16 protein-coding genes are annotated in these 19,938 nt (G+C 68.6%); 15 read left to right on the top strand and 1 reads right to left on the bottom strand.

The window, feature by feature from the left end; genetic code table 11:
• The first annotated feature begins 38 nt into the window (after positions 1–38).
• The 7 genes from PM1_RS15300 to PM1_RS15270 all read left to right on the top strand — a co-directional run bounded on the left by PM1_RS15300 (position 39) and on the right by PM1_RS15270 (position 9,811).
• Entirely contained in the window at positions 39–1,073 is a 1,035-nt protein-coding gene (locus tag PM1_RS15300) for a quaternary amine ABC transporter ATP-binding protein (RefSeq protein WP_009621911.1), read from the top strand.
• Positions 1,074–1,084: 11 nt separating this feature from the next.
• Positions 1,085–3,112: an ABC transporter permease gene (locus PM1_RS15295; RefSeq protein WP_009621913.1), complete on the top strand. Its 2,028-nt coding sequence runs from the start codon at positions 1,085–1,087 to the stop codon at positions 3,110–3,112.
• Positions 3,109–4,740: a GMC family oxidoreductase gene (locus PM1_RS15290; protein WP_009621915.1), complete on the top strand. Its 1,632-nt coding sequence runs from the start codon at positions 3,109–3,111 to the stop codon at positions 4,738–4,740. The genes PM1_RS15295 and PM1_RS15290 overlap by 4 nt, the downstream gene beginning before the upstream one ends.
• Positions 4,741–4,784: 44 nt before the next feature.
• Positions 4,785–6,260 carry an aldehyde dehydrogenase family protein gene (locus PM1_RS15285; protein ID WP_009621918.1) on the top strand — a complete coding sequence of 492 codons (1,476 nt, stop codon included), beginning with the start codon at positions 4,785–4,787 and terminating at the stop codon, positions 6,258–6,260.
• A gap of 288 nt (positions 6,261–6,548) precedes the next feature.
• Positions 6,549–7,691, top strand: a complete 1,143-nt coding sequence (locus PM1_RS15280) for a M20 family metallopeptidase (protein ID WP_009621920.1) — start codon at positions 6,549–6,551, stop codon at positions 7,689–7,691.
• 11 nt (positions 7,692–7,702) lie between these two features.
• Positions 7,703–9,037 carry a hypothetical protein gene (locus tag PM1_RS15275; protein ID WP_024128911.1) on the top strand — a complete coding sequence of 445 codons (1,335 nt, stop codon included), beginning with the start codon at positions 7,703–7,705 and terminating at the stop codon, positions 9,035–9,037.
• A 12-nt stretch (positions 9,038–9,049) separates the two neighbouring features.
• Positions 9,050–9,811 (top strand): maleate cis-trans isomerase family protein, encoded by a 762-nt coding sequence (locus PM1_RS15270; protein ID WP_009621924.1) that lies wholly within the window; start codon positions 9,050–9,052, stop codon positions 9,809–9,811.
• A 23-nt stretch (positions 9,812–9,834) separates the two neighbouring features.
• Here PM1_RS15270 and PM1_RS15265 read toward each other — a convergent pair whose 3' ends face one another.
• Positions 9,835–10,737, bottom strand: a complete 903-nt coding sequence (locus tag PM1_RS15265; RefSeq protein ID WP_009621927.1) for a LysR substrate-binding domain-containing protein — start codon at positions 10,735–10,737, stop codon at positions 9,835–9,837.
• Between the two features lie 173 nt (positions 10,738–10,910).
• Between PM1_RS15265 and PM1_RS15260 the strand changes: the two genes are divergently transcribed.
• The 8 genes from PM1_RS15260 to PM1_RS15225 all read left to right on the top strand — a co-directional run bounded on the left by PM1_RS15260 (position 10,911) and on the right by PM1_RS15225 (position 19,824).
• Positions 10,911–11,378, top strand: coding sequence for a RidA family protein (locus PM1_RS15260; RefSeq protein WP_009621929.1), 468 nt, complete (start codon positions 10,911–10,913; stop codon positions 11,376–11,378).
• A 40-nt stretch (positions 11,379–11,418) separates the two neighbouring features.
• Positions 11,419–12,765, top strand: a complete 1,347-nt coding sequence (locus tag PM1_RS15255; protein WP_009621931.1) for an amidase family protein — start codon at positions 11,419–11,421, stop codon at positions 12,763–12,765.
• 135 nt (positions 12,766–12,900) lie between these two features.
• On the top strand, positions 12,901–13,686 hold the full coding sequence (locus PM1_RS15250) for an SDR family oxidoreductase (protein ID WP_009621933.1): 786 nt from the start codon (positions 12,901–12,903) through the stop codon (positions 13,684–13,686).
• Positions 13,687–13,696: 10 nt separating this feature from the next.
• A complete protein-coding gene (locus PM1_RS15245; RefSeq protein ID WP_009621935.1) occupies positions 13,697–14,392 on the top strand; it encodes a ribonuclease activity regulator RraA in 696 nt (231 codons plus the stop codon).
• A gap of 225 nt (positions 14,393–14,617) precedes the next feature.
• Positions 14,618–15,886, top strand: a complete 1,269-nt coding sequence (locus tag PM1_RS15240; RefSeq protein WP_009621937.1) for an MFS transporter — start codon at positions 14,618–14,620, stop codon at positions 15,884–15,886.
• 127 nt (positions 15,887–16,013) lie between these two features.
• On the top strand, positions 16,014–16,391 hold the full coding sequence (locus PM1_RS15235; protein WP_183029864.1) for a hypothetical protein: 378 nt from the start codon (positions 16,014–16,016) through the stop codon (positions 16,389–16,391).
• A gap of 40 nt (positions 16,392–16,431) precedes the next feature.
• On the top strand, positions 16,432–16,848 hold the full coding sequence (locus tag PM1_RS15230) for an organic hydroperoxide resistance protein (RefSeq protein ID WP_009621941.1): 417 nt from the start codon (positions 16,432–16,434) through the stop codon (positions 16,846–16,848).
• A gap of 108 nt (positions 16,849–16,956) precedes the next feature.
• Entirely contained in the window at positions 16,957–19,824 is a 2,868-nt protein-coding gene (locus PM1_RS15225) for an ATP-binding protein (RefSeq protein WP_009621942.1), read from the top strand.
• The last annotated feature ends 114 nt before the right edge of the window (positions 19,825–19,938 follow it).

Below are 19,938 nucleotides of genomic sequence, written 5' to 3'. Positions count from 1 at the left end.
CGAACAGCCGAACATCGGGTTTCGTGGGAGTAATGATTGTGTCGACTTCTGTACAGAACAACGAGTCTCTTGCCCTCAAGGCCGTCGACGTCTGGAAGGTATTCGGGACCGACTGCGAGCGCTATCTCAGCAATGCAAGCCAGCCGCGCGATGCGCAAACGCTCGGCAGGCTCGGCTACATCACCGGCGTGCGCGAAGCCAGCTTCGAAGTGCGCGAGGGTGAGATCTTCATCCTCATGGGGCTCTCCGGCTCGGGCAAGTCCACGCTGCTGCGCTGCCTGACCGGGCTCTACCCGCTCAGCTGTGGCGAGGTGATGATCGCCAATCAGTCGCTGGCCAGCGCCACCAGCCAGCAGCTCAGGGACATCCGCCGGCGCAAGATCAGCATGGTCTTCCAGAACTTCGGCCTGCTGCCGCACCTCACGGTGCTGGAGAACATCGCCTTCCCGCTGCGCATGAACGGAATGCCGCGCGAACAGCGCCTGCAGGAGGCCCGGCGGGTTCTCGAGCTCGTCGGCCTGGCCGGCCGCGAATCCTTCTACCCTCACGAGCTGTCCGGCGGCCAGCAGCAGCGCGTGGGCATCGCCCGGAGCCTGGTCACCGACCCGGCGATCTGGTTCCTCGACGAACCGTTCTCCGCGCTCGACCCGCTGATCCGCAAGGAGATGCAGAACGAGTTCATCCGCCTGCAGTCGAGCCTGCGCAAGACCATCGTCTTCGTCACCCACGACTTCGACGAGGCCGTGCGCCTGGGCGACCGGATCGCGATCATGCAGCACGGCGAGATCCTCCAGATCGGCACCGCGGAGGACCTGGTGCTGCGGCCGGCCAACGACTACGTGAAGGCGTTCGTGCAGGACATCCCGCGGGAGAAGGTGGTTTCGCTGCGGGCGCTGCTGGAACCCGCCAGCGCCGACATGGACGGCGAAGCGCCGTTCAGCCTGGAGATGAAGGTCGGCCAGGCGGCCCAGCGCCTCATCGAAGCGGACCGCCCCATCGCCGTGGTGGACGCCGACGGCGCCGTCGTCGGCCAGGTTTCCCGGGCCTCCTACTCGAAGTGGTTGAAGAAATGACGAGTCCTGCCATGACGAACCTGCTCGCAGAGCCGGCCACCCCGGACAACAACGCTTCCGCCGGCAAGCCGCGCACGGGCAAGGCCCTGCGCCCGCTGCTGAGTGTCGCCCTGACGGCGCTTGCCCTCGGCCTGCTGGCCTTGCTCAACCAACTGGAGTGGGCGCGCACTTTCCCGCAGGCCTGGGCGGTCGATGCCGGCAGCTACGTCACCCGCTTTCTCGGCGCGGTCACCGCGCTCAGCGTCGGGCCCTGGACCCTCGTCGATCTCACCCGGGCAATAGCGTCGCTGCTATCGTGGCCGGAGCGCCTACTCACCGGCGTGCTGACCCAAGGCTTCAGGTTCAGCCTGTTCGGCGGCGGCCCGCTGTGGATTCCCGCCATCCCGTGGTTCTCCGTGGCCCTGGTGTGCCTGCTGACCAGCCTGCGTTTCGGTGGCAAGCGCCTGGCCCTGCTGGTGGGCGCGTGCCTGGCGTACTTCCTGTTCACCGGCCTGTGGGACTCCGCGCTGCAGACACTGGTGACGGTGATGGTCGCCATTCCCATCGGCTGCGGGCTGGGGCTGCTGCTGGGCATCCTGGCGTACCGGCACCCGCTGGCCGAGGCGATCCTGGAGCCGTTCTACGACACCATGCAGACGCTGCCGATCTTCTCCTACCTGGTGCTGATCGTGGTGTTCTTCGGCTTCGGTCCGGTCGCCGGCCTGGTGGCGTTGGTGGTGTACGCGATGCCGCCGATGGCGCGCATCACCACCTTCGCCCTGCGCCGCACCCCGCGCTCGATCATCGAGTTGGCCGAGATCACCGGCTGCACCCCGCGCCAGCGCTGCTGGAGCGTGCAGGTCCCGGCGGCCAGGGCGACGCTGCTAACGGGCCTGAACCAGGTCATCATGCTGACGTTCTCCACCGTAATCATCTGCGCGATCATCGGCGGCGAAGGCCTGGGCGCCGAGGTACTCAAGGGCCTGAAGTCCATGCGCCTGGGTGGGGCCCTGGTGGCTGGCGTGGCGATCACCCTGATGGCCATCATGCTCGATCGCGCCTGCCGTACCTGGGTCATGCGACGCCCCGAGCAGTGTCAGGCGCCCAGCAGGCTGCCGCTGCTGCCGCTGTGCCTGGCCATCGTGCTGCTGGGCGTGGTTGCCGTGTGGTTCTTCCCGGCGGCCGCGCACTTCCCCAGCGCGCTGGAGTTCCAGCCGGGCAAGTTCCTCAACCAGCAGCTGCGGGTCTTCAACCTCGCCTACCAGGCCGAGCTGTCGGCCTTGCGTGACGGCATGATTTCCTGGCTGCTGCGCCCGGCTCGCGAGCTGTTCGGCGCCTTCGGCTGGCTCACCACCCTGCTGGGCATGGGCGCCCTGGCGCTGGCGGTCGGCGGGCGCAGGCTGGCGGCGATGGTGGTGCTGCTGCTCGGCTCCGTGGCGCTGTTCGGCCTGTGGCCCAAGGCGATGCTGTCGCTGTACCTGGTGATGGTCTCGACCCTCACCGCCATCGCCCTGGGCCTGCCGCTGGGCATCCTGGCCGGCCTCAACCGCCGGGCCTACGCGGTGCTGGAGGTATTCGCCGACACCCTGCAGACCTTGCCGGCCTTCGTCTACCTGATTCCGGTGGTGGTGCTCTTCGAGGTGGGCGACTTCGCCGCCTTCGTCGCCATCGTCCTGTTCGGCCTCGCGCCGGTCAGCCGCTACGTCGCCGCGAGCCTCCAGCAGGTGGGCGGCGAGTACAAGGAAGTCGCCCGCATGAACGGCTGCACGCCGCTGCAGGAGTTCTTCCACGTGCAACTGCCGCTGGCGTTCCCGCAGATGCTCCTGGGGGTCAACCAGACCATCATGCTGTCCTTCGGCATGCTGATCGTGGTCGCCCTGGTGGGCGCGCAGGGGCTGGAGGCGGAAACACTCTCGGCCATCGGCCGCGTGCAGCCGGGCCAGGGCCTGATCGCGGGCCTGGGCATCGCGGCGCTGGCCATCTCGGTCGACCGCATCGTGCGGGCGGCCGTCAACAAGCTAACACCCGGCGAGAAGCGGGTTTCGGGGAAGAAAGCATGAGTGGCTCCAAGCAATACGACTACATCATCGTCGGCGCCGGATCGGCGGGCTGCGCCCTGGCGGGCCGACTTTCGGAGGACCCGGCGGTCTCGGTGCTGCTGCTGGAGGCCGGGCCGAAGGACTGGGACCCACGCTTCTCCTTCCCCCTGGGGGAGGCCGTCACCGTGGGCACCCGCTACGACTGGTCGTTCAAGTCCGAGCCGGAGCCCGAGCTGCAGGGCCAGCGCTTCGACCTGCCGCGCGGGCGGGTGCTGGGCGGCAGCTCGTCGATCAACGGCAAGCTCTATGTGCGCGGCAACGCCCTGGACTACGACGAGTGGGAAGCGCTGGGCAACCCGGGCTGGGGCTTCGACTCGGTCCTGCCGTGCTTCATGCGCTCCGAGCGCTGGGAGGCGGGGCCGAGCCCGCTGCGCGGCGACAGCGGGCCGCTGGAAACCTCGTTCGGGCATTACCAGCACAGCGTCTACCAGGCCTTCATCGATGCCGGCACGCGCATGGGCTTCGCCGCCAACCCGGACTACAACGGCCCCAGCCAGGAAGGCTTCGCCTGGTCGCAGTACACACACACCCATGAATCGGTGGCCCGCTGCTCGTCGGCGCGCGCCTACCTGCGGCCGGCGAAGGACCGCGGCAACCTCACCATCCTGACCGGCGCCGTCGCCTGTCGCCTGCTGCTCGACGGCGACGTCTGCGAGGGCGTGGTGGTGCGCCACAAGGGCAGGGAGGCGACCTTCCGCGCGCGAATGGACACAGTGCTGTCCGCCGGCGCCTACCAGTCCCCGCAACTGCTGATGCTTTCCGGCGTCGGCGATCCCGAGCTGCTCGCCGAGCACGGCATCGCCACCCGCCACGTGCTGCCCGGCGTGGGGCGGAACCTGCAGGACCACTTCGGTTCCACCATCCAGTACGAAAGCCGCACCTCGGACACCTACTACCGCCTGATGAACCCGGTGAACGCCGTGTCCGCGCTGCTGCAGTACGTGGTGCGCCGCGAGGGACCGTTCTCGGTATTCCCGATGAACGCCCTGGCCTTCGTCAAGACGCTGCCGGAGCTTGCCCGGCCCGACGTGCAGTTCCTGATGTTCCCCAGCGCGGTCAACCCCAACAGCGCCAACGACCCCTGGCCGCGCCGCCATGCCCTGGCGATCCAGTGGGCGGTCTGCCGCCCCCGGAGCCGCGGCGAGGTCACGCTCAATTCCGCCGATCCGCTGGACCCGCCGCGGATCAGCCACCGCTTCCTCAGCGACGAGGCCGACAAGGCCACCAACCGCCGCGCGTTCCGCCTGGCTCGCGAACTGTTCCGCCAGGAGCCGCTGCGGGCCCTGGTGGGCGAAGAGTTCGCGCAAAGCCGGAACTGCACCACCGACGCCCAGATCGACCAGTACATGAGCTACCTCTCCGGCAGCCATTACCACCCGGTGGGGACCTGCAAGATGGGTAGCGACGATATGGCCGTGGTCGATGCCCGGTTGCGCGTCCATGGCATCCGCGGGCTACGGGTGGTGGATGCGTCGATCATGCCGACCATCGTCGGCGGCAATACCAACGCGCCCTCGATCATGATCGGCGAGCGCGCTGCGGAACTCATCGTCGAAGAGCGTCGCAACGGCCTGAAGATCCCGGCCTGAGGCTCGACGACAGCTGTCCAGCAACAACACCGAAGAAGGCAACGATGCAGAATCTCAACTTTATCAATGGGCGCTGGTGCCAGAGCCTGTCCGGCGAAACGCTGCCGGTGACCGACCCGGCCAGCGAAGAAAACTTCGCGGAAATCCCGCGCAGCGGCGCGGCGGAGGTCGACGCCGCGGTGCAGGCCGCCGAAGCCGCCCTGGCCGCCGGCTGGCGCCGCACCACCGGCGCGCAGCGGGCCCGTCTGCTGCGGGCGATCGCCGCCGGCATCCAGCAACAGGCCGGCGCCCTGGCCGAGCTGGAAGTGCGCGACTGCGGCAAGCCCATCACCGAGGCGCGCTACGACATGAGCGACGCCGTGGCCTGCTTCGAATACTACGCGGGGCTTGCCGAAGCGCTGGACGGCCAGCAGGGCACGCCGGTAGAAGTGTCCGACCCGCGTTTCGAAGTGAAGCTGCGCCATGAGCCGGCGGGCGTCGTCGGGCTGATCGTGCCGTGGAACTTCCCCCTGGTGAACGCCGCCTGGAAGGTGGCGCCGGCTCTGGCAGCGGGCTGTACGGTGGTGCTCAAGCCCTCCGAGCTAGCCTCCCTGACCACCCTGTGCCTGGCGCGCATCGCCGAAGAAGCGGGGCTGCCGGCCGGCGTGCTGAACGTGGTGTGCGGGCTGGGCAGCGAATGCGGTGCCGCCATGGCCGCGCACCCGGGCATCGCCAAGGTGTCCTTCACCGGCGGCACGGAGTCGGGCCGCAAGGTCATGCAGGCGCGCGCCAACCTGATCGGCGACCTGGCGCTGGAGCTGGGCGGCAAGTCGGCGATGATTGTCTTCGACGACGTCGACCTGGACCATGCGGTCGAGTGGATTCTGATGGGCTCGATGTACAACCAGGGGCAGGTCTGCGCCGCCACCAGCCGCGTGCTGGTGCAGGACTCGATCTTCGACGCGCTGCTGGAGAAGCTGCGGCACGCGGTGCAGGGCCTGCGCGTCGGAGCGGGGCTGGACGACTCGACCCAGGTCGGCCCGCTGATCAGCGCGGCCCAGCGCGAGCGCGTCGCCGCCCTGGTCCGCCAGGGCGTGGAGCAGGGCGCCCGGCTGCTATGCGGCGGCGAGGCTCCCGGGCAACTGGACAAGGGCTATTTCTACCTGCCGACGGTGGCGCTGGATGTCTCCCGCGACAACGTGCTGTGGCGCGAGGAAGTCTTCGGCCCGGTGCTCTGCGTCGCCCGCTTCGGCAACGAGGCGCAGGCCATCGAACTGGCCAACGACAGCCGCTACGGCCTGGCGGCGGCGGTGCTCTCCGACGACGGCGAACGCCGCGAGCGGGTCGCCGCGCAACTGGTCGCCGGCATCGTCTGGGCCAACTGCTCGGGGCCGGCTTTCATCCAGGCGCCCTGGGGCGGGGTGAAACAGAGCGGGTTCCGTCGCGGGCTGGGCGAGTGGGGCATGCACGAGTTCCTCGAACTCAAGCAGGTCACCACCTACACCAGCGCGGATGCCTGGGGCCATTTCAACGCCCGCTGAGGCGCCTCGAAACACCCGTTTGCCACGCTTTCTGCCGCCGCGCCCACCCGGTGCGGCGGCAGTTTTTTATGCCCGACCGCCGGCCGGCGAGGCGCGTCCTTGCTGGGCCCGGGCTCGTGTAAGCCCAGCTTACAGGTACGCAAATTTAATCAATTGAGCCCCCGTGCGGGAGACAGTTAACTGGCTCCAGCGGCCGGGACGAGCCCCCGTGGATGCTCCTGCCGTACCGATCATGCTCGCCGCCCGCGCCGACGCGGGAGCGACACTCACTGCCCTGGAGAAGGTTTCATGAGCGACATCGACAACACCCTGCTTCTCGATCTGTCCCGCCGGCTGATCCAACTGGTCACCTTCGATCCGCCGGGCAACGAGCTGCCGGCCGCCCAGTTGGTCGCCTCGGTACTCGCCGACTTCGGCATCGAAAGCGAACTGCAATCCATCGGCGAGAACCGCGCCAACGTGGTCGCCCGGATCAAGGGCAAGGGCCAGCGCCCGGCACTGATCTTCTCCGCCCACCTGGACACCATCAGTGTCAACGAGGCCGAGTGGAGCGTGCCGCCTTTCGGCGCGCTGGTGAAGGATGGCCGCCTCTACGGCCGCGGCGCCACCGACATGAAGGCCGCGCTGGCCGCCATGGTGGTGGCCGGCATCGCCATGCAGCAGCGCAAGGACGAACTCCAGGGCGACCTGATCCTCGCCTTCAGCGCGGCGGAGAACTCCAGCTGCCTGGGCGCCAAGCACCTGGTGGAGAGTGGCGCGCTGGCCGGCGCCGGTGCGCTGCTGGTGAGCGAGCCGACTTCCCTCGACGTCTTCACCGCCGAGAAGGGCGCCCTGTGGATTCGCGCCACCGCCAAGGGCGAGTACGGCCACAACGCCTTCTCCGCGGACCGCACTGGCGATCGCGGCAGCGCGATCCTGCGCATGGCCGAGTTCCTCTGCCGGGTGCGCGACCTGAAGCTGCAGGCCCCGGTGCATCCGATGCTAGGCTCGCCGACCGTCAATGTCGGCATGATCGAGGGCGGCATTTCCTGGCCGCTGATCGCCCCCGAGTGCCACGCCTGCATCGACATCCGCACCGTGCCGGGCCTAACCGCGGACGACGTGGTCCAGCAGTTCCAGGCCATCGCCGGCCCCCACGTCAGCCTGGAAGTCGTCGACGAGAAGCCGCCGATCGACACCCCGCTGGAGCACCCCTTCGTCTCGCTGTGCGTTTCCTCGGTGACCGCCGAGCGCGGCGCCGAGCCGGTGGTGACCGGGGTTTCCTACTACTCCGACGCCGCGGTGATAGCGCCCGCGCTCAACGTCCCCATGGTCATCATCGGTCCCGGCGAAGTGGGCAAAAGCGGCTCGGTGGACGAGTACGTCGAGCTCGACAAGCTCGAAGCCTCCGCGCGCATCTTCGCCGACATCGCCCTGCGCTACCTGGCATGACGGGCCGCGCGATGAACGACATCGAGCCGAAACTGCCCGCCGCCTTCGAGCGGGCCATGCAGGCACTGGATGCGCAGCCGGTCGACGGCACCTGCAAGGGTCTGCCGCCGACACTGGCGCCCATCGCGTTCCGCGAGATCGGCCAGCAGGGCTGGAACCTGCTGAACCAGGATCTGGCGTTCCCCGTCGCGGTGCTCAAGCGCAGCGCCGTGCAGAACAACCGCGAATGGATGAAAGCGTTCCTGCGCCATACCGGCGCGCGGATCGCGCCCCACGTCAAGACCAGCATGTCGCCGCAGCTGTTCCAGGCCCAGCTGGAAGACGGCGCCTGGGCGCTGACGGCTGCCACCGCGAACCAGGTGGCGGTCCTGCGCCGCTTCGGTGTGCCGCGCATCCTCATCGCCAATCAGGTGCTCGGCCGGCAGAACGTCGCCCTGCTGTTCGATGAGCTGGCGCGCGAGGAGGGTGCCGAGCTGCTGGTGATAGTCGACTCCGCGTCGTCCCTGGAGGCGCTGCTCGAAGGCGGGCGGGGCAGGGCGCTGAAACGCCGCCTCGGCGTGCTGCTGGAAGTCGGCGCGCCGGGTGGCCGCACGGGCCTGCGCGATGCAGCCGAAGCGTGCGCATTGGCGCAGCGCATAGCTGGTAGCGATATTGTCGAGCTGCGTGGCCTGGAGTCCTACGAAAGCGTGTTCCCCGGGCTGCCGGAGGAAGACAAGCTGCCGCGCATCGAGCGCATGCTCCAGGCCATGCTCGGGCTCGCCAGCGACTGCCTGGCGGCGGGGTGGTTCGCGGCAGGGGAGATCGTGTTGTCCAGCGGCGGGTCGGAATACTTCGACATCGTCGTGAAGCGGCTGAGCGAGTGGCGCGCGCCGCAAGGGCAGGTGGTGGTGATCCGCAGCGGCTGCTACCTCGCCCACGACCACCTGGCCTATGCGCGGGCCTTCGACCGCCTGCTCGCGCGCCAGCCGGAACTGGATGGCATCGCCCCGCACCTGGCGGGGGCGCTGGAGGTGTGGGGCATCGTCCAGTCCCGCCCGGAGCCGGGGACCTTCATCGTCACCGTGGGCAAGCGCGACATCAGCTTCGACTTCGAGATGCCGGTGGCGCGCCTGCATTACCGGCCGGCCTTCGGCGCCCGGCCCAGGGCGCTGGATGCGCAGTACCGGGTGACCCGCCTCAACGACCAGCACGCATTCGTGCAGTGCGACGCGCAGGCTGACGTGCAGGTCGGCGACCTGATCGGCTTCGGCATTTCCCATCCCTGCACCACCTTCGACAAGTGGCAACTGATCCCCGTGGTGGACGACGCCTACGACGTCCGTTCGGCCATACGTACCTTCTTCTGAGCTGGAGCAACGATGAGCGCTGAAATCAACGAAATCCGCATTCCCACCCCCGCCGGCCCCGCCTATGGCGAACAGCTGCGCGTCGGCCTGATCGCGTTATCCGCCGATGTCGCCATCGAGCGTGACTTCCACCGCATGGCGAATACCGACGAGGTGGCCGTGTTCACCACCCGGATACGGCTTCGCGAGCCGAACACCGAGGAGACCTTCCGCGAACTGGAGCGCGAGCTGCCCAACATCGCGCAGCTCATCCTGCCGCGTTCACGGCTGGACGTGGCGGTGTTCGGTTGCACCGCCGCCTCGATGCTGATCGGCACGCCGGAAGTGGAGGCCGCCGTGCAGCTTGGCCGCGAGGGCATCGCGGTGACCAACCCGGCGATCGCGGTAGTGGAGGCCCTGCGCGCGGTCGGTGCGAAGCGCGTGGCCATGCTGACGCCCTATACGCTGTCGGTGACCGAGGCGGCCGTGGCGTTCTTCGAATCCAATGGCTTGGAGCTAAGCAGCGTGGCGTGCCTGGGCGTCGACCTGGACGACAACCATGCGCGAATCAGCGAGGAGCTGTTGCTGCAACAGGCGCTTGCGCTGGATTGGCAAAGCGCGGACGCGATCTTCCTGTCGTGCACCGCCATCCGTTCGTTGAACGTGATCGAAAGGCTCGAACGGGAAACCGGCAAGTTCGTCATCTCAAGCAACCAGGCCACCTTCTGGCATGCCCTGCGCCTGGGCAAGGCTGCTGCGCCGGTGAAGGGCTTCGGCCGGCTGTTCGAGCACTGAGCCGGAGCCCTGGGCGGCGCAAGTCAGTCGCGAGCCGGCTTGCCTGCGTCGCGCTTCACTTCCTTGAGCATCCAGTCGCGGAAGGTCAGCACGGTGTTGCTCGGTACCTTGCGGTGCAACAGCAGGTAGTTGCCATCGCATTTGACGCCGATGTCGGACAGCACCACCAGGTTGTTCTGGGCGATGTCTTCGCGCACCAGCTCCACCGGGCACAGGGCCACGCCGTGGCCGGCGATGGCGGCGGTGCTCATCAGGTTGAAATCTTCGTAGACGATGCCGGCCAGCGGGGCGTTGAGCTCGACGCCGGCGGACTTGAACCAGGAGGCCCAGACCTCGCGGTCGTTGTCGTGCAGCAGCGGTACGCGGGCGATCTTCTCCGGCGTCGAGAGGTCGCCGTAGCGGGCCACGAAGGCGGGGCTGCACAGGGGGCGGGATTCACCGGAAAAGAGTTCGACGCCCACTTCATTGGCCGCGACGGGGTGTGCCTGGTAACGGATCACGACATCGCAGTCACTGCGCATCTCGAATATTTCATGGGGCGCGTAAATGACCCGGATATCGATATCCGGATGGGCCGCCATGAACTTCGGCAGTCGCGGAATGAGCCAGCGTGAAGCGAATGAGGCAACCGAGGCGACGGACAGTGTCTTGCCTTTCTTGGAGCGGATTATTTCATCGCAGAAGTTCTCGATCTGCTGGAATGAATCCGTTAGTAGATTTGAGAGTTGTTCGCCAATCGGCGTGGGCACTATCCCGCGTCCGACGCGCTGCACCATCTGCACGCCGAAGTGGTCCTCGAGCTGCTTGATCTGGTGGCTGATGGCCGGATGCGTGACGTTCAGCTCGGCCGCGGCCTTGGTGACGCTGCGCAGGCGCGCCGCGGCCTCGAAGGCGCGGAGGCTGGCGAGCGGAGGAATGCTGGGCATTTCGGAGTCCCTCTTGCACGAGGCTGAGATGTTAGTTTGATTTACAGGTTAGATGAAAAGAGTAACTTGTATCAAGCCTCGGATTGAAAGAATCTAGCGTCGAAAGTTCAGCTGTTAGTGCCGCTCTAAAGTTTGAGTTTTATTGCTGCTTATAATATCCCGAGAGAGTCGAAATGAGTGATTCGAATTCCATTTACGGACGCATCGAAGAAGCCGGTATCGTATTGAGCCCGCCGGGTATTCCGGTGGCCGCTTATGTGCCTTTCGTGGAATCGGGAAAGTTGCTGTTCCTGTCCGGGCATATCGCCAAGCAGAAGGGCCAGCCCTGGGTGGGCCAGTTGGGCACGGACATGGACACCGAAACCGGCGTCCGCGCGGCGCGTAACATCGCCATCGACGTGCTGGGCACCCTGCAGGCGGCGACCGGGGACCTCAACCGCATCGCGCGCATCGTCAAGGTGCTCTGCCTGGTCAATAGCGGTTCGCAGTATCGGGAACACCACATCGTCGCCAACGGCTTCTCGGAAACCCTCGAACACATCCTCGGCGCGCCGGGCAAGCATGCCCGCAGCGCCTTCGGCGTGGCGCAGATCCCCAGCGGCGCCTGCGTCGAGGTGGAGTTGGTCGCAGAACTGCGCTAGGCGCATTCCGGTACCCGGTCTGAAGGAAGTCGAGGAACCCATGGCTACGTTGGCAGAAACATCCCGCGCCCTCGAACGGGGCGAAACGACGGCGCTGGCGCTGGTGACTGCGGCGCTGGAAAGGGCCCGCAGCAGCGCTCACGTGTTCACCGAGCTCTTCGCCGCGGAGGCCCTGGCGCAGGCCAGCGCCGCCGATGCCCGGCGCGCCCGGGGCCAGGCGCTGAGCGCGCTGGACGGCATACCGCTGGCGATCAAGGACATCTTCGACGTGCGCGGCAGCCGGACGCTCGCCGGCTCCCTGACCCGCCGCGAGGTGCCGCCGGCGCAGGCCGATGCCGCGGTGGTGGCTGCCCTCAGGGCCAACGGCATGATTGCCCTGGGCAAGACCAACCTGAGCGAGCTGGCGTTCTCCGGGCTGGGCCTCAACCCGCACTTCGGCACGCCCACCCCGGATTTCCCGGGCGTCGAGCCCAGGGCCCCCGGCGGTTCGTCGGCGGGCTCGGCGGTGGCGGTGCAGCGCGGCATCGTCAGCGCCGCGCTGGGCAGCGACACCGGCGGATCGGTGCGGGTGCCGGCGGCCTTCAACGGGCTGGCGGGGTTCAAGAGTTCGCCAGAACGTTACCCGATGGTGGGCGTGCATCCGCTGGCCCGCAGCCTCGACAGCCTTGGCCCCATCGCGCGTACCGTGGGCGACTGCGTACTGCTCGACGCCGCGATGCGCGGGCTGCGTGCGCCGTTGATCGAGGCGGCGCCCCTCGCGGGCAGCCGGCTGGTCATCGAGGCGGGCATTCTCGACGACGGCGGCATCGAGCCGGCGGTGCGCTGCAATTTTCTAACGCTGATGCGGCACCTGCAAGCGCAGGGCGCCAGGCTCGAATGGCGGCGGCTCGCGGCGGTGGCGGAGGTGCGCCAGCTGATTCCACGCGATGGCTGGCTGGGCGCCATCGAAGGCTGGGATTTCCTCAAGGACCTGGTCAGCGGTCCGCAGGGCGGCGTCATCGACCATCGGGTCAGCAGCCGCCTGCGCAGCGCGGCGGACATTCCCGCGCAGCGGGTGGCGGCGATCCGCGCGGCCCGCCAGCGCCTGCTGCAAGCCATCGCCGCCGAGCTGGACGGCGCCTTCCTGGCGATGCCGACGGTCAGGCACGTCGCGCCGCCACTGGCACCGCTGGAACGGGACGACGCGCTGTTCGCCACGACGAACATGGCCACGCTGTCCCTGACCATGATCGGCAGCTTCCTGAACATGCCGGGCGTGGCCATCCCCTCCGGCGTCGATCCCCAGGGGCTGCCGACCTCGGCGCTGATCTCCGCGGTCCAGGGCCGCGACGACGAGGTTCTGGCCCTGGGCCTGGCGGTGGAAGCGGCCTTCGCCGAGCACCGCTGAAACACGGTTTTTCCGATTCACGCCCGGGCCTGCGGCCCTGGCGCAGGCGTGCGGCTGCCCGCGGTTCGGGGCGGCCGGCGTCCACCCATTACCCAAGGCGCCCGCAGGGCGCGCGAACCAAAAAGAGGGCAAGGCATGGATCTTCAATTGAAAGGCAGGACCGCGTTGGTACTGGGCGCCGGAGGAGGGCTGGGCGGCGCCATCGCACGCACCCTGGCTGCGGAAGGGGCGAACCTGGTGGTCGCCGACATCGACCCGCAGGCGGCCCGGGCCACCCTGGATGCGCTGCTGTCCGCTGGCGCCCAGGGCATGGCGCTCACCTGGGACCTCGGCGACCTCGCCCAGGTGGAAGGCCATGCCGCAGCGATCGAGGCGCGCTTCGGTGGTGTCGACATCCTTGTCAATAACACCGGCGGCCCGCCGCCGACGCCGGTCGCCGGCCAGGATCCGGTGCTGTGGCAGAAGCAGTTCCAGGCCATGGTGCTGTCGGTGATCGCCATCACCGACCGGCTGCTGCCGGGCATGCGCGAGCGCCAGTGGGGGCGGATCATCACCAGCGCCTCGTCGGGCGTGGTGTCGCCGATTCCCAACCTGGGCATTTCCAATGCCCTGCGCCTATCGCTGCTGGGCTGGTCGAAGACCCTCGCCCGGGAAGTCGCCCGCGACGGCATCACCAGCAACATCATCCTGCCGGGACGGATCGCCACCGACCGCATCCGCTTCCTCGACCAGAAGAAGGCCGAGCGGGAAGGGCGCAGCGTGGAAGAAGTATCCCGCGAGAGCACCGACTCCATCCCCGTGGGCCGCTACGGCGAACCCCAGGAATACGCCGACACGGTGGCCTTCCTCGCCAGCGCTCGCGCTTCCTACATCACCGGTTCCGTCATCCGTGTGGATGGCGGGCTGATCTCCAGCATCTGAGGACATGGCGATGACACTCGATCCTTCCATCCGCGAGATTCTCAGCGGCATCTCCACCGCGACGCTGACCACCGTACTGCTGAAGAAGGGGCTGCGTAACGTCTGGCTGCGCGGCACCCGGCCAATCCGCCCGGGCCAGCCGCGCCTGGTCGGGCGGGCCTTCACCCTGCGCTTCGTGCCGGCCCGCGAAGACCTGGCGACGCCCGAATCCTGGTCCTCGCCGATCTCCACCCGCGCGGCAATCGAAGCCATGCCGGAGGGCTGCATCGCCGTGGTCGACGCCATGGGCGTCACCGATGCCGGCATCTTCGGCGACATCCTCTGCGCGCGCATGCACAAGCGCGGTGTGGCCGCCTTGATCACCGATGGCGTGGTGCGCGACGTCGCCGGCGTGCTCGGCACCGGCCTGCCGGTCTGGTGCCAGGGCGTGGCGGCGCCGCCGTCGGTGGCCGGGCTGACCTTCGTCAACTGGCAGGAGGCGATCGCCTGCGGCGGTGTCGCGGTGTTCCCGGACGACGTGATAGTCGTCGACGACGACGGCGCGGTGCTCATTCCCAAGGGGCTGCTGGAAGAGGTGGTGGAAATCGCCGCCGAACAGGAGCGCCTGGAGGGCTGGATCATGCAACAGGTGGATGCCGGCGCCTCGCTGCCGGGCCTGTACCCACCGAACGCGGAAAACCGCGCGCGCTACGAAGCCGAGAGATAATCCGCCGCCTGTCTCGCCGGCTCGCCCGGCGGGGTTCCACCCGGGGCGCCCACAAGGCGGCCCGGCGTTTGCCTTCATCCCATCCGCGGCCATTCGCTGCCCGGCTATCCGCCGGCTTGGCGTCCGGCCCGCCGGGCAGGGTAGATTCCTCCCGGTGATCCAGGGGGCCGTCATCGCGGCCCCTTTTCCGCTTCGAACCTCCTTTCCAACGGGTTGCTCAGAACAATGACAATACGCAACGACACCGGAATCGCGCGCAGGATCCGCCATGCGCGCCTGGCCACCATCCTGGGCTTCATGATGATCGGCGGCATGATGTACATCTGGTCCACAGGCGTCAGCGCCTTGCGCCACCAGCTAGGTCTGGCGGGCAGCGCCGGCGACCTGAACTACGGCATGCTCGCCTTCGGCATCGGGGCCGGGGCGGCGGCGGGCGCGCTGTTCACCGGCCGCCTGCTGGACCGCTTCGGCGCGCGTAAGGTCGTGCGCGTCGCGGTGATCCTCTATCCGCTTTCGATCATTCCCCTGGGCTTCGCCAGCGAATTCTGCTTCGCACTGTCCGTCGGCGTGCTGCTAGGCGTATTCCGCGGTGCCACCGAGACGGCGCTGAACGCCCATGGCGTGCAGGTCGAGCGCTTCTACGGCCGGCCCATCATGTCCAACTTCCACGCCTGTTTCTCCCTCGGAGGCTTCCTGTTCGGCATGCTGGGCAGCTATTTCGCTGGCCTGCAGCCACAGAGCGCCCTGTACCCGTTCGCGATCACGGGGACGCTGCTGTTGCTGCTCAGCCTCGCGTTCAGCGGTTTCATGCTGGAGAAGGACGAGGTGCTGGCGCAAACCCAAAGCGGGCACGCTACAGCGCTGCCCGCCGAGCGTGGCGAAGGGCGCCCGTTCCTGCTGATGCTCGGCTTCGGCCTGCTGCTGCTTGCGGTCATGGTGGGAGAGGGCGCGGTGGGCGACTGGGGCCAGGAGTTCATCCACCGCGAACTGGGTGCGACCACGGCCTTCGCCGGACTGGCCATCAGTTGCTTCACCGGCGCCGAATTCATCGGGCGGCTGATCGGCGACCGCCTCACCCAGCGTTTCGGCGCCGCACGGGTGGTCATGGCCAGCGGCGCGGTGTCGCTGGCCGGGCTGGTTCTCGCGCAACTCGGCGACGCCCGGCTCGCCCTGATCGGGTTCGCGCTGTTCGGGCTGGGCATGTCCTGCCTGGCCCCGCTGTTGCTGTCCAGCGCCGGCCGCAAGGACCCGCGCAACGCCGGCCGGAATATCGGCATCGTCAACTGCGTGGGCTTCTCCGGCATGCTGGTCGGGCCGGCCGGCATCTCGCTGGCGGTCGATCACTATGGCCTGGACGTGCTGCTGTTCTTCCCCATGGCGCTCATGCTGCTGATGACGCTCGTCGGCCCCAGGCTGGTCGGGAGCCGCACGCCCCCGGCAGCGGGGCCGGTGCCCCGGGGCAGCACCCGCCTAACAGGCGCTAACAGCATATAACGGGCGACTTTGGCACTCCTGCCCCATTCTCATGAGCAGTCCCTGTCCTCGCGCCAAGGCGCAGGACAGTCAATGCAGGGCTGCTTGGGAAAGGGAGGTTGGGCGGATGACTGAAGGTATCGGCTGCATGAGCCTGGCAGGGCGCTGCAGCAATGCGGAATTCGGTGCATTGCTGGTCCAGGCGCAACAGGGCGGTGGCGAGGCGTCGCCGCGCCTGCTCAAGGCGTTGGTTCCGCTGCTCGTGGCGTTCTTCGAAGGGCAGGTACAGGCCGGGCGGATGCGCGGGGAAGACCTCGGCGAGGTCCTGCGGGCTACGTTGAAGGCCGTGGATTCACAGCGTGCCAGCTATGATCCCGCGGGCCCTTTCCGTGCCTGGCTGCTGGATATCGCCCGGCAGGAGCTGGGCGAATACCAGCGGCGCGCGGCGGCGCAGGTGGTGTTGCCGCAGGCCGACGCCAGGCAGCGCCTGTCCCGCACCAGCCGCAAGTGCGCGCGGGTGCTCTGAATTGCCGGGCCCGCCGGTCATCGTTCGCCAGGAAGTACCGATGCAGTCGATCGAGAAGGTTCTCTACACAGCGCACACCCGCACCCTCGGCGGCCGCGACGGCATCGCGCGCAGCGACGACGGCCGGCTGGACATCCGCTTTTCGCCGCCGGGCGCGCCGGGGCAGGGCACCAACCCGGAGCAGCTCCTGGCCGTCGGCTGGTCGGCCAGCTTCATTGGCGCGCTGCGGCATGCTGCCAATGCCCGGAAAGTCCCGTTTCCCCCCGATGCCACGGTGGAGGCGGACGTGGACCTGGTGCACGGCGAGCACGGCTTCTTCCTGCGGGCGCACCTGGCCATCTCGCTGCCCGGCGTCGAGCCGGAGCTGGCGAAGTGCCTGCTGGACGCCGCCCGGCAGAGCTGCCCCTTCTCCAAGGCCACCCACGGCAACATTCCGCTGCTGCTGAGCCTGCAGTAGACAGGTGCGCATCCTGTGGCGGCGTCCACACGGCCGCTACAGGATGTGCTTGATTGCCCGAGCAAAACGCCTATCCTCGTAGGATTTCCGAGCCCGAGAGAATTTCCCGTGGAGTCCGTAACGGACGCATTGCACGATTCCTTTGACCCGTCCCTCGAGTTCGGTCCCTTCCGCGTCATGCCCGGCAAGCGCCTGCTCAGCCGCGATGGCGAGCCGGTGGAGATCGGCGGCCGCGCCCTCGACCTGCTCATCGCCCTGCTGGAGAAGCCGGGCCAGGTGCTGTCCAAGCGTGAGCTGATCAAGCGCGTCTGGCCCGACGTAGTGGTCGAAGAGGGCAGCCTGCGCTTTCACATGAACAGCCTGCGCCGCGCCCTCGGCGACGGCGAGCAGGGGGCGCGCTACATCGCCACCCAGGTCGGCGTCGGCTATGCCTTCGTCGCCCCGGTGAACCGGCGCCCGGCCCTGGACGCAGCGCCTTCGGCCGCCCCCGTGGCGCCGCTCGGCGAAAGCGTGGGCGGCCTGCCGCCGCGGGCCAGGCTGTTCGGCCGCGAAGCGGACGTCGCCCTGGTGCTGGAGCGTCTGACGCAGCCGCGGCTGTTCACCATCGTCGGCACCGGCGGCGTCGGCAAGACCAGCCTGGCCGTCGAGGTGGGCCACCGCGCCGCCGGCGAGCGCCTGGAGCCGGTGCGCTTCGTCGACCTGGCGCAGGTCGAGGATGCGGCGCTGGTGCCTTCCGCGCTGGCCGCCTCGCTGGGCATTCCCGTGCAGGTCGAGGACCCGCTGTTCGTGCTGCTCGCCCACCTGCGCGGGCAGCGGCTGCTGCTGATCATCGACAACTGCGAGCACCTGGTGGACGCGGTGTCCGCCGTTGCCGAGCGCATCGGCGAGGCCGCGCCCGGCGTCGCGCTGCTGGCCACCAGCCGCGAGCCGCTGCGGGTGCGCGGCGAGCAGGTGCACTGGCTGGGGCCGCTGGGCTTTCCAGCCGACAGCGAGGGGCTGAGCCTGGAGCAACTGCTGGCATTCCCGGCGCTGCGGCTGTTCGTCGAACGGACGAAGGCCGGCAACGCCTCGCTGGCGCTGGAGGAGGGCGACGCCCAGCTGGTCGCCGACATGTGCCGGCGCCTGGACGGCATGGCGCTGCCGATCGAGCTGGCGGCGATGCGCGCTGCCAGCCACGGCGTCAAGGCCACCCACGCCCTGCTGGGGGAACGTTTCTCGCTCGGCTGGGCCGGCTGGCGCACCGCGCAGCCGCGCCACCAGACGCTGCGGGCGATGCTCGACTGGAGCTACGACCTGCTCAGCGCCCCGCAGCGCCTGGTGTTCGACCGCCTGGCGGTGTTCGTCGGGCCGTTCTCGCTGCAGGCGGCCTCGCAGATCGTCGCCGATGCCCGGATCGACGAGCTGGAAGCCGCCGCCACCCTGGACGAACTCGCCGCCAAGGGGCTGGTGACGGTCGACCGCAGCGAAACGACGGTCACCTACCGCCTGCTGGAGATGACCCGCGCCTACGTGCGCGACAAGCTGCCGGCCCACGGCGCGGCCGAGATGCACAGCCTCGGCTTCCGCCATGCGCTTTTCTACCTGAAGCTGCTGGAGGGCCTGGGCAGCTCGCCGGAAGACATCTTTGACGGCTGCGCGCGCCTGGCCAGCCAGCTCGGCAACATTCGCAGCGCCCTGGAGTGGAGCTTCGGCCCCCAGGGCGACCCGGGCCTGGCGCTGCCCCTGGCGGCGGCCAGCGCGCCCCTGTTCCTGCACTTCTCGCTGCAGGTGGAATGCCGCACCTGGTGCGCGCGCGCCACCGAACTGCTGGAGCTGGGCTACCACGGCACGCCCACGGAAATGGAGCTGCAGGCCGCGCTGGGCCTGGTGCTGATGTTCACCCGCGGCAACAGCGGCGCGGCGGAAACCGCCTTGCTGCGGGCCCTGGACATCGCCGTGGCGCTGGACGACCGCTGGGCGCAGCTGCGCCTGCTGGGCCGCCTGCAGATCTTCTACGAGCGCATCGGCGACTTCGCCTCGTCGCTGGCCTGGGCCGAGCGCGCGCTGGCGATCGGCGACAGCCTGGGCGAGCCGGAAGCCATCGCTATCGCCGCCTCGCTGGCGGGCATTTCCCACCACCTGCTGGGCGACCAGCGCCTGGCGCGCCAGGAACTGGAGCGCTCGCTGCGCAACAGCCTGCCCTCCGAGCGCAGCCGGACCCTGCACTACGGCTTCGACCACCACAACCGCACCGGCCTGGCGCTGGCGCGCACGCTGTGGCTGCTGGGCTTCCCGGACCAGGCGCGGCGCCTCGCCACGCAAGTGGAGGCGGAAGCCGCGGAGCTGAAGCACCCGGCCACCTACTGCATCGCCCTGGTGTGGACGCTGTGCATCCACATCTGGAACGGCGACCTGGCGCAGGCCGAGGCGAGCCTGCAGGCCTTCAGCCAGATCGCCCACGCCAATGCCTTCGCCCCGTACGTGGCGGCCTCTCTGGGCCTGCGCGGGGCCATCGCCATCCGCCGCGAGCAGCCCGGCGACGCGGTGCCGCTGCTGGAGGAGAGTCTGTCGCGGCTGCAGGGCATGCGCTACGAGCTGCTGACCACCTCCTTCGAGATTTCCCTGGCCGAAGGCCTGATCCTCGATGGGCAATACGCGCGGGCCCTGGCGGTGATCCAGCGCAGCGTCCAGCACTGCCGGCGCAGCGGCGATGCCTTCGCCCTGCCGGAACTGCTGCGCTTGCAGGCCCAGGTGCTCAAGGCGCTGGGCGAGAGCGCCGCGGCGGTCGATGCAGTGCTCGACGAATCGCTGACCCTGGCGCGCCATCAAGGCGCGCGGGCCTGGGAGCTGCGCGCGAGCATGGACCGCGCGAAGCTGCACCTGGAGCAGGGGCGCAACGCGGAGGCGGCGCAGTTGCTCGATGCCTGCGCGCTCAGCGAAGGCTTCGACAGCCTGGACATGCGCCAATTGGCGCAGTTGCGCCAGCGGCTGGGCTGAGACGGGTAGAGCGCACTCTTCTGCACGTTGCAGAAGAGTGCGCCCTATATAACGAAACAGAACTGTTTACCTTAACTGGCCACTGTATTCATATCCCGCCTGTTTATTCTTTTT

The organism is Pseudomonas sp. M1, assembly GCF_022760135.1.
Classification (GTDB): Bacteria; Pseudomonadota; Gammaproteobacteria; order Pseudomonadales; family Pseudomonadaceae; genus Pseudomonas; species Pseudomonas citronellolis.
This window is presented reverse-complemented; position numbering and strand designations above follow the sequence as displayed.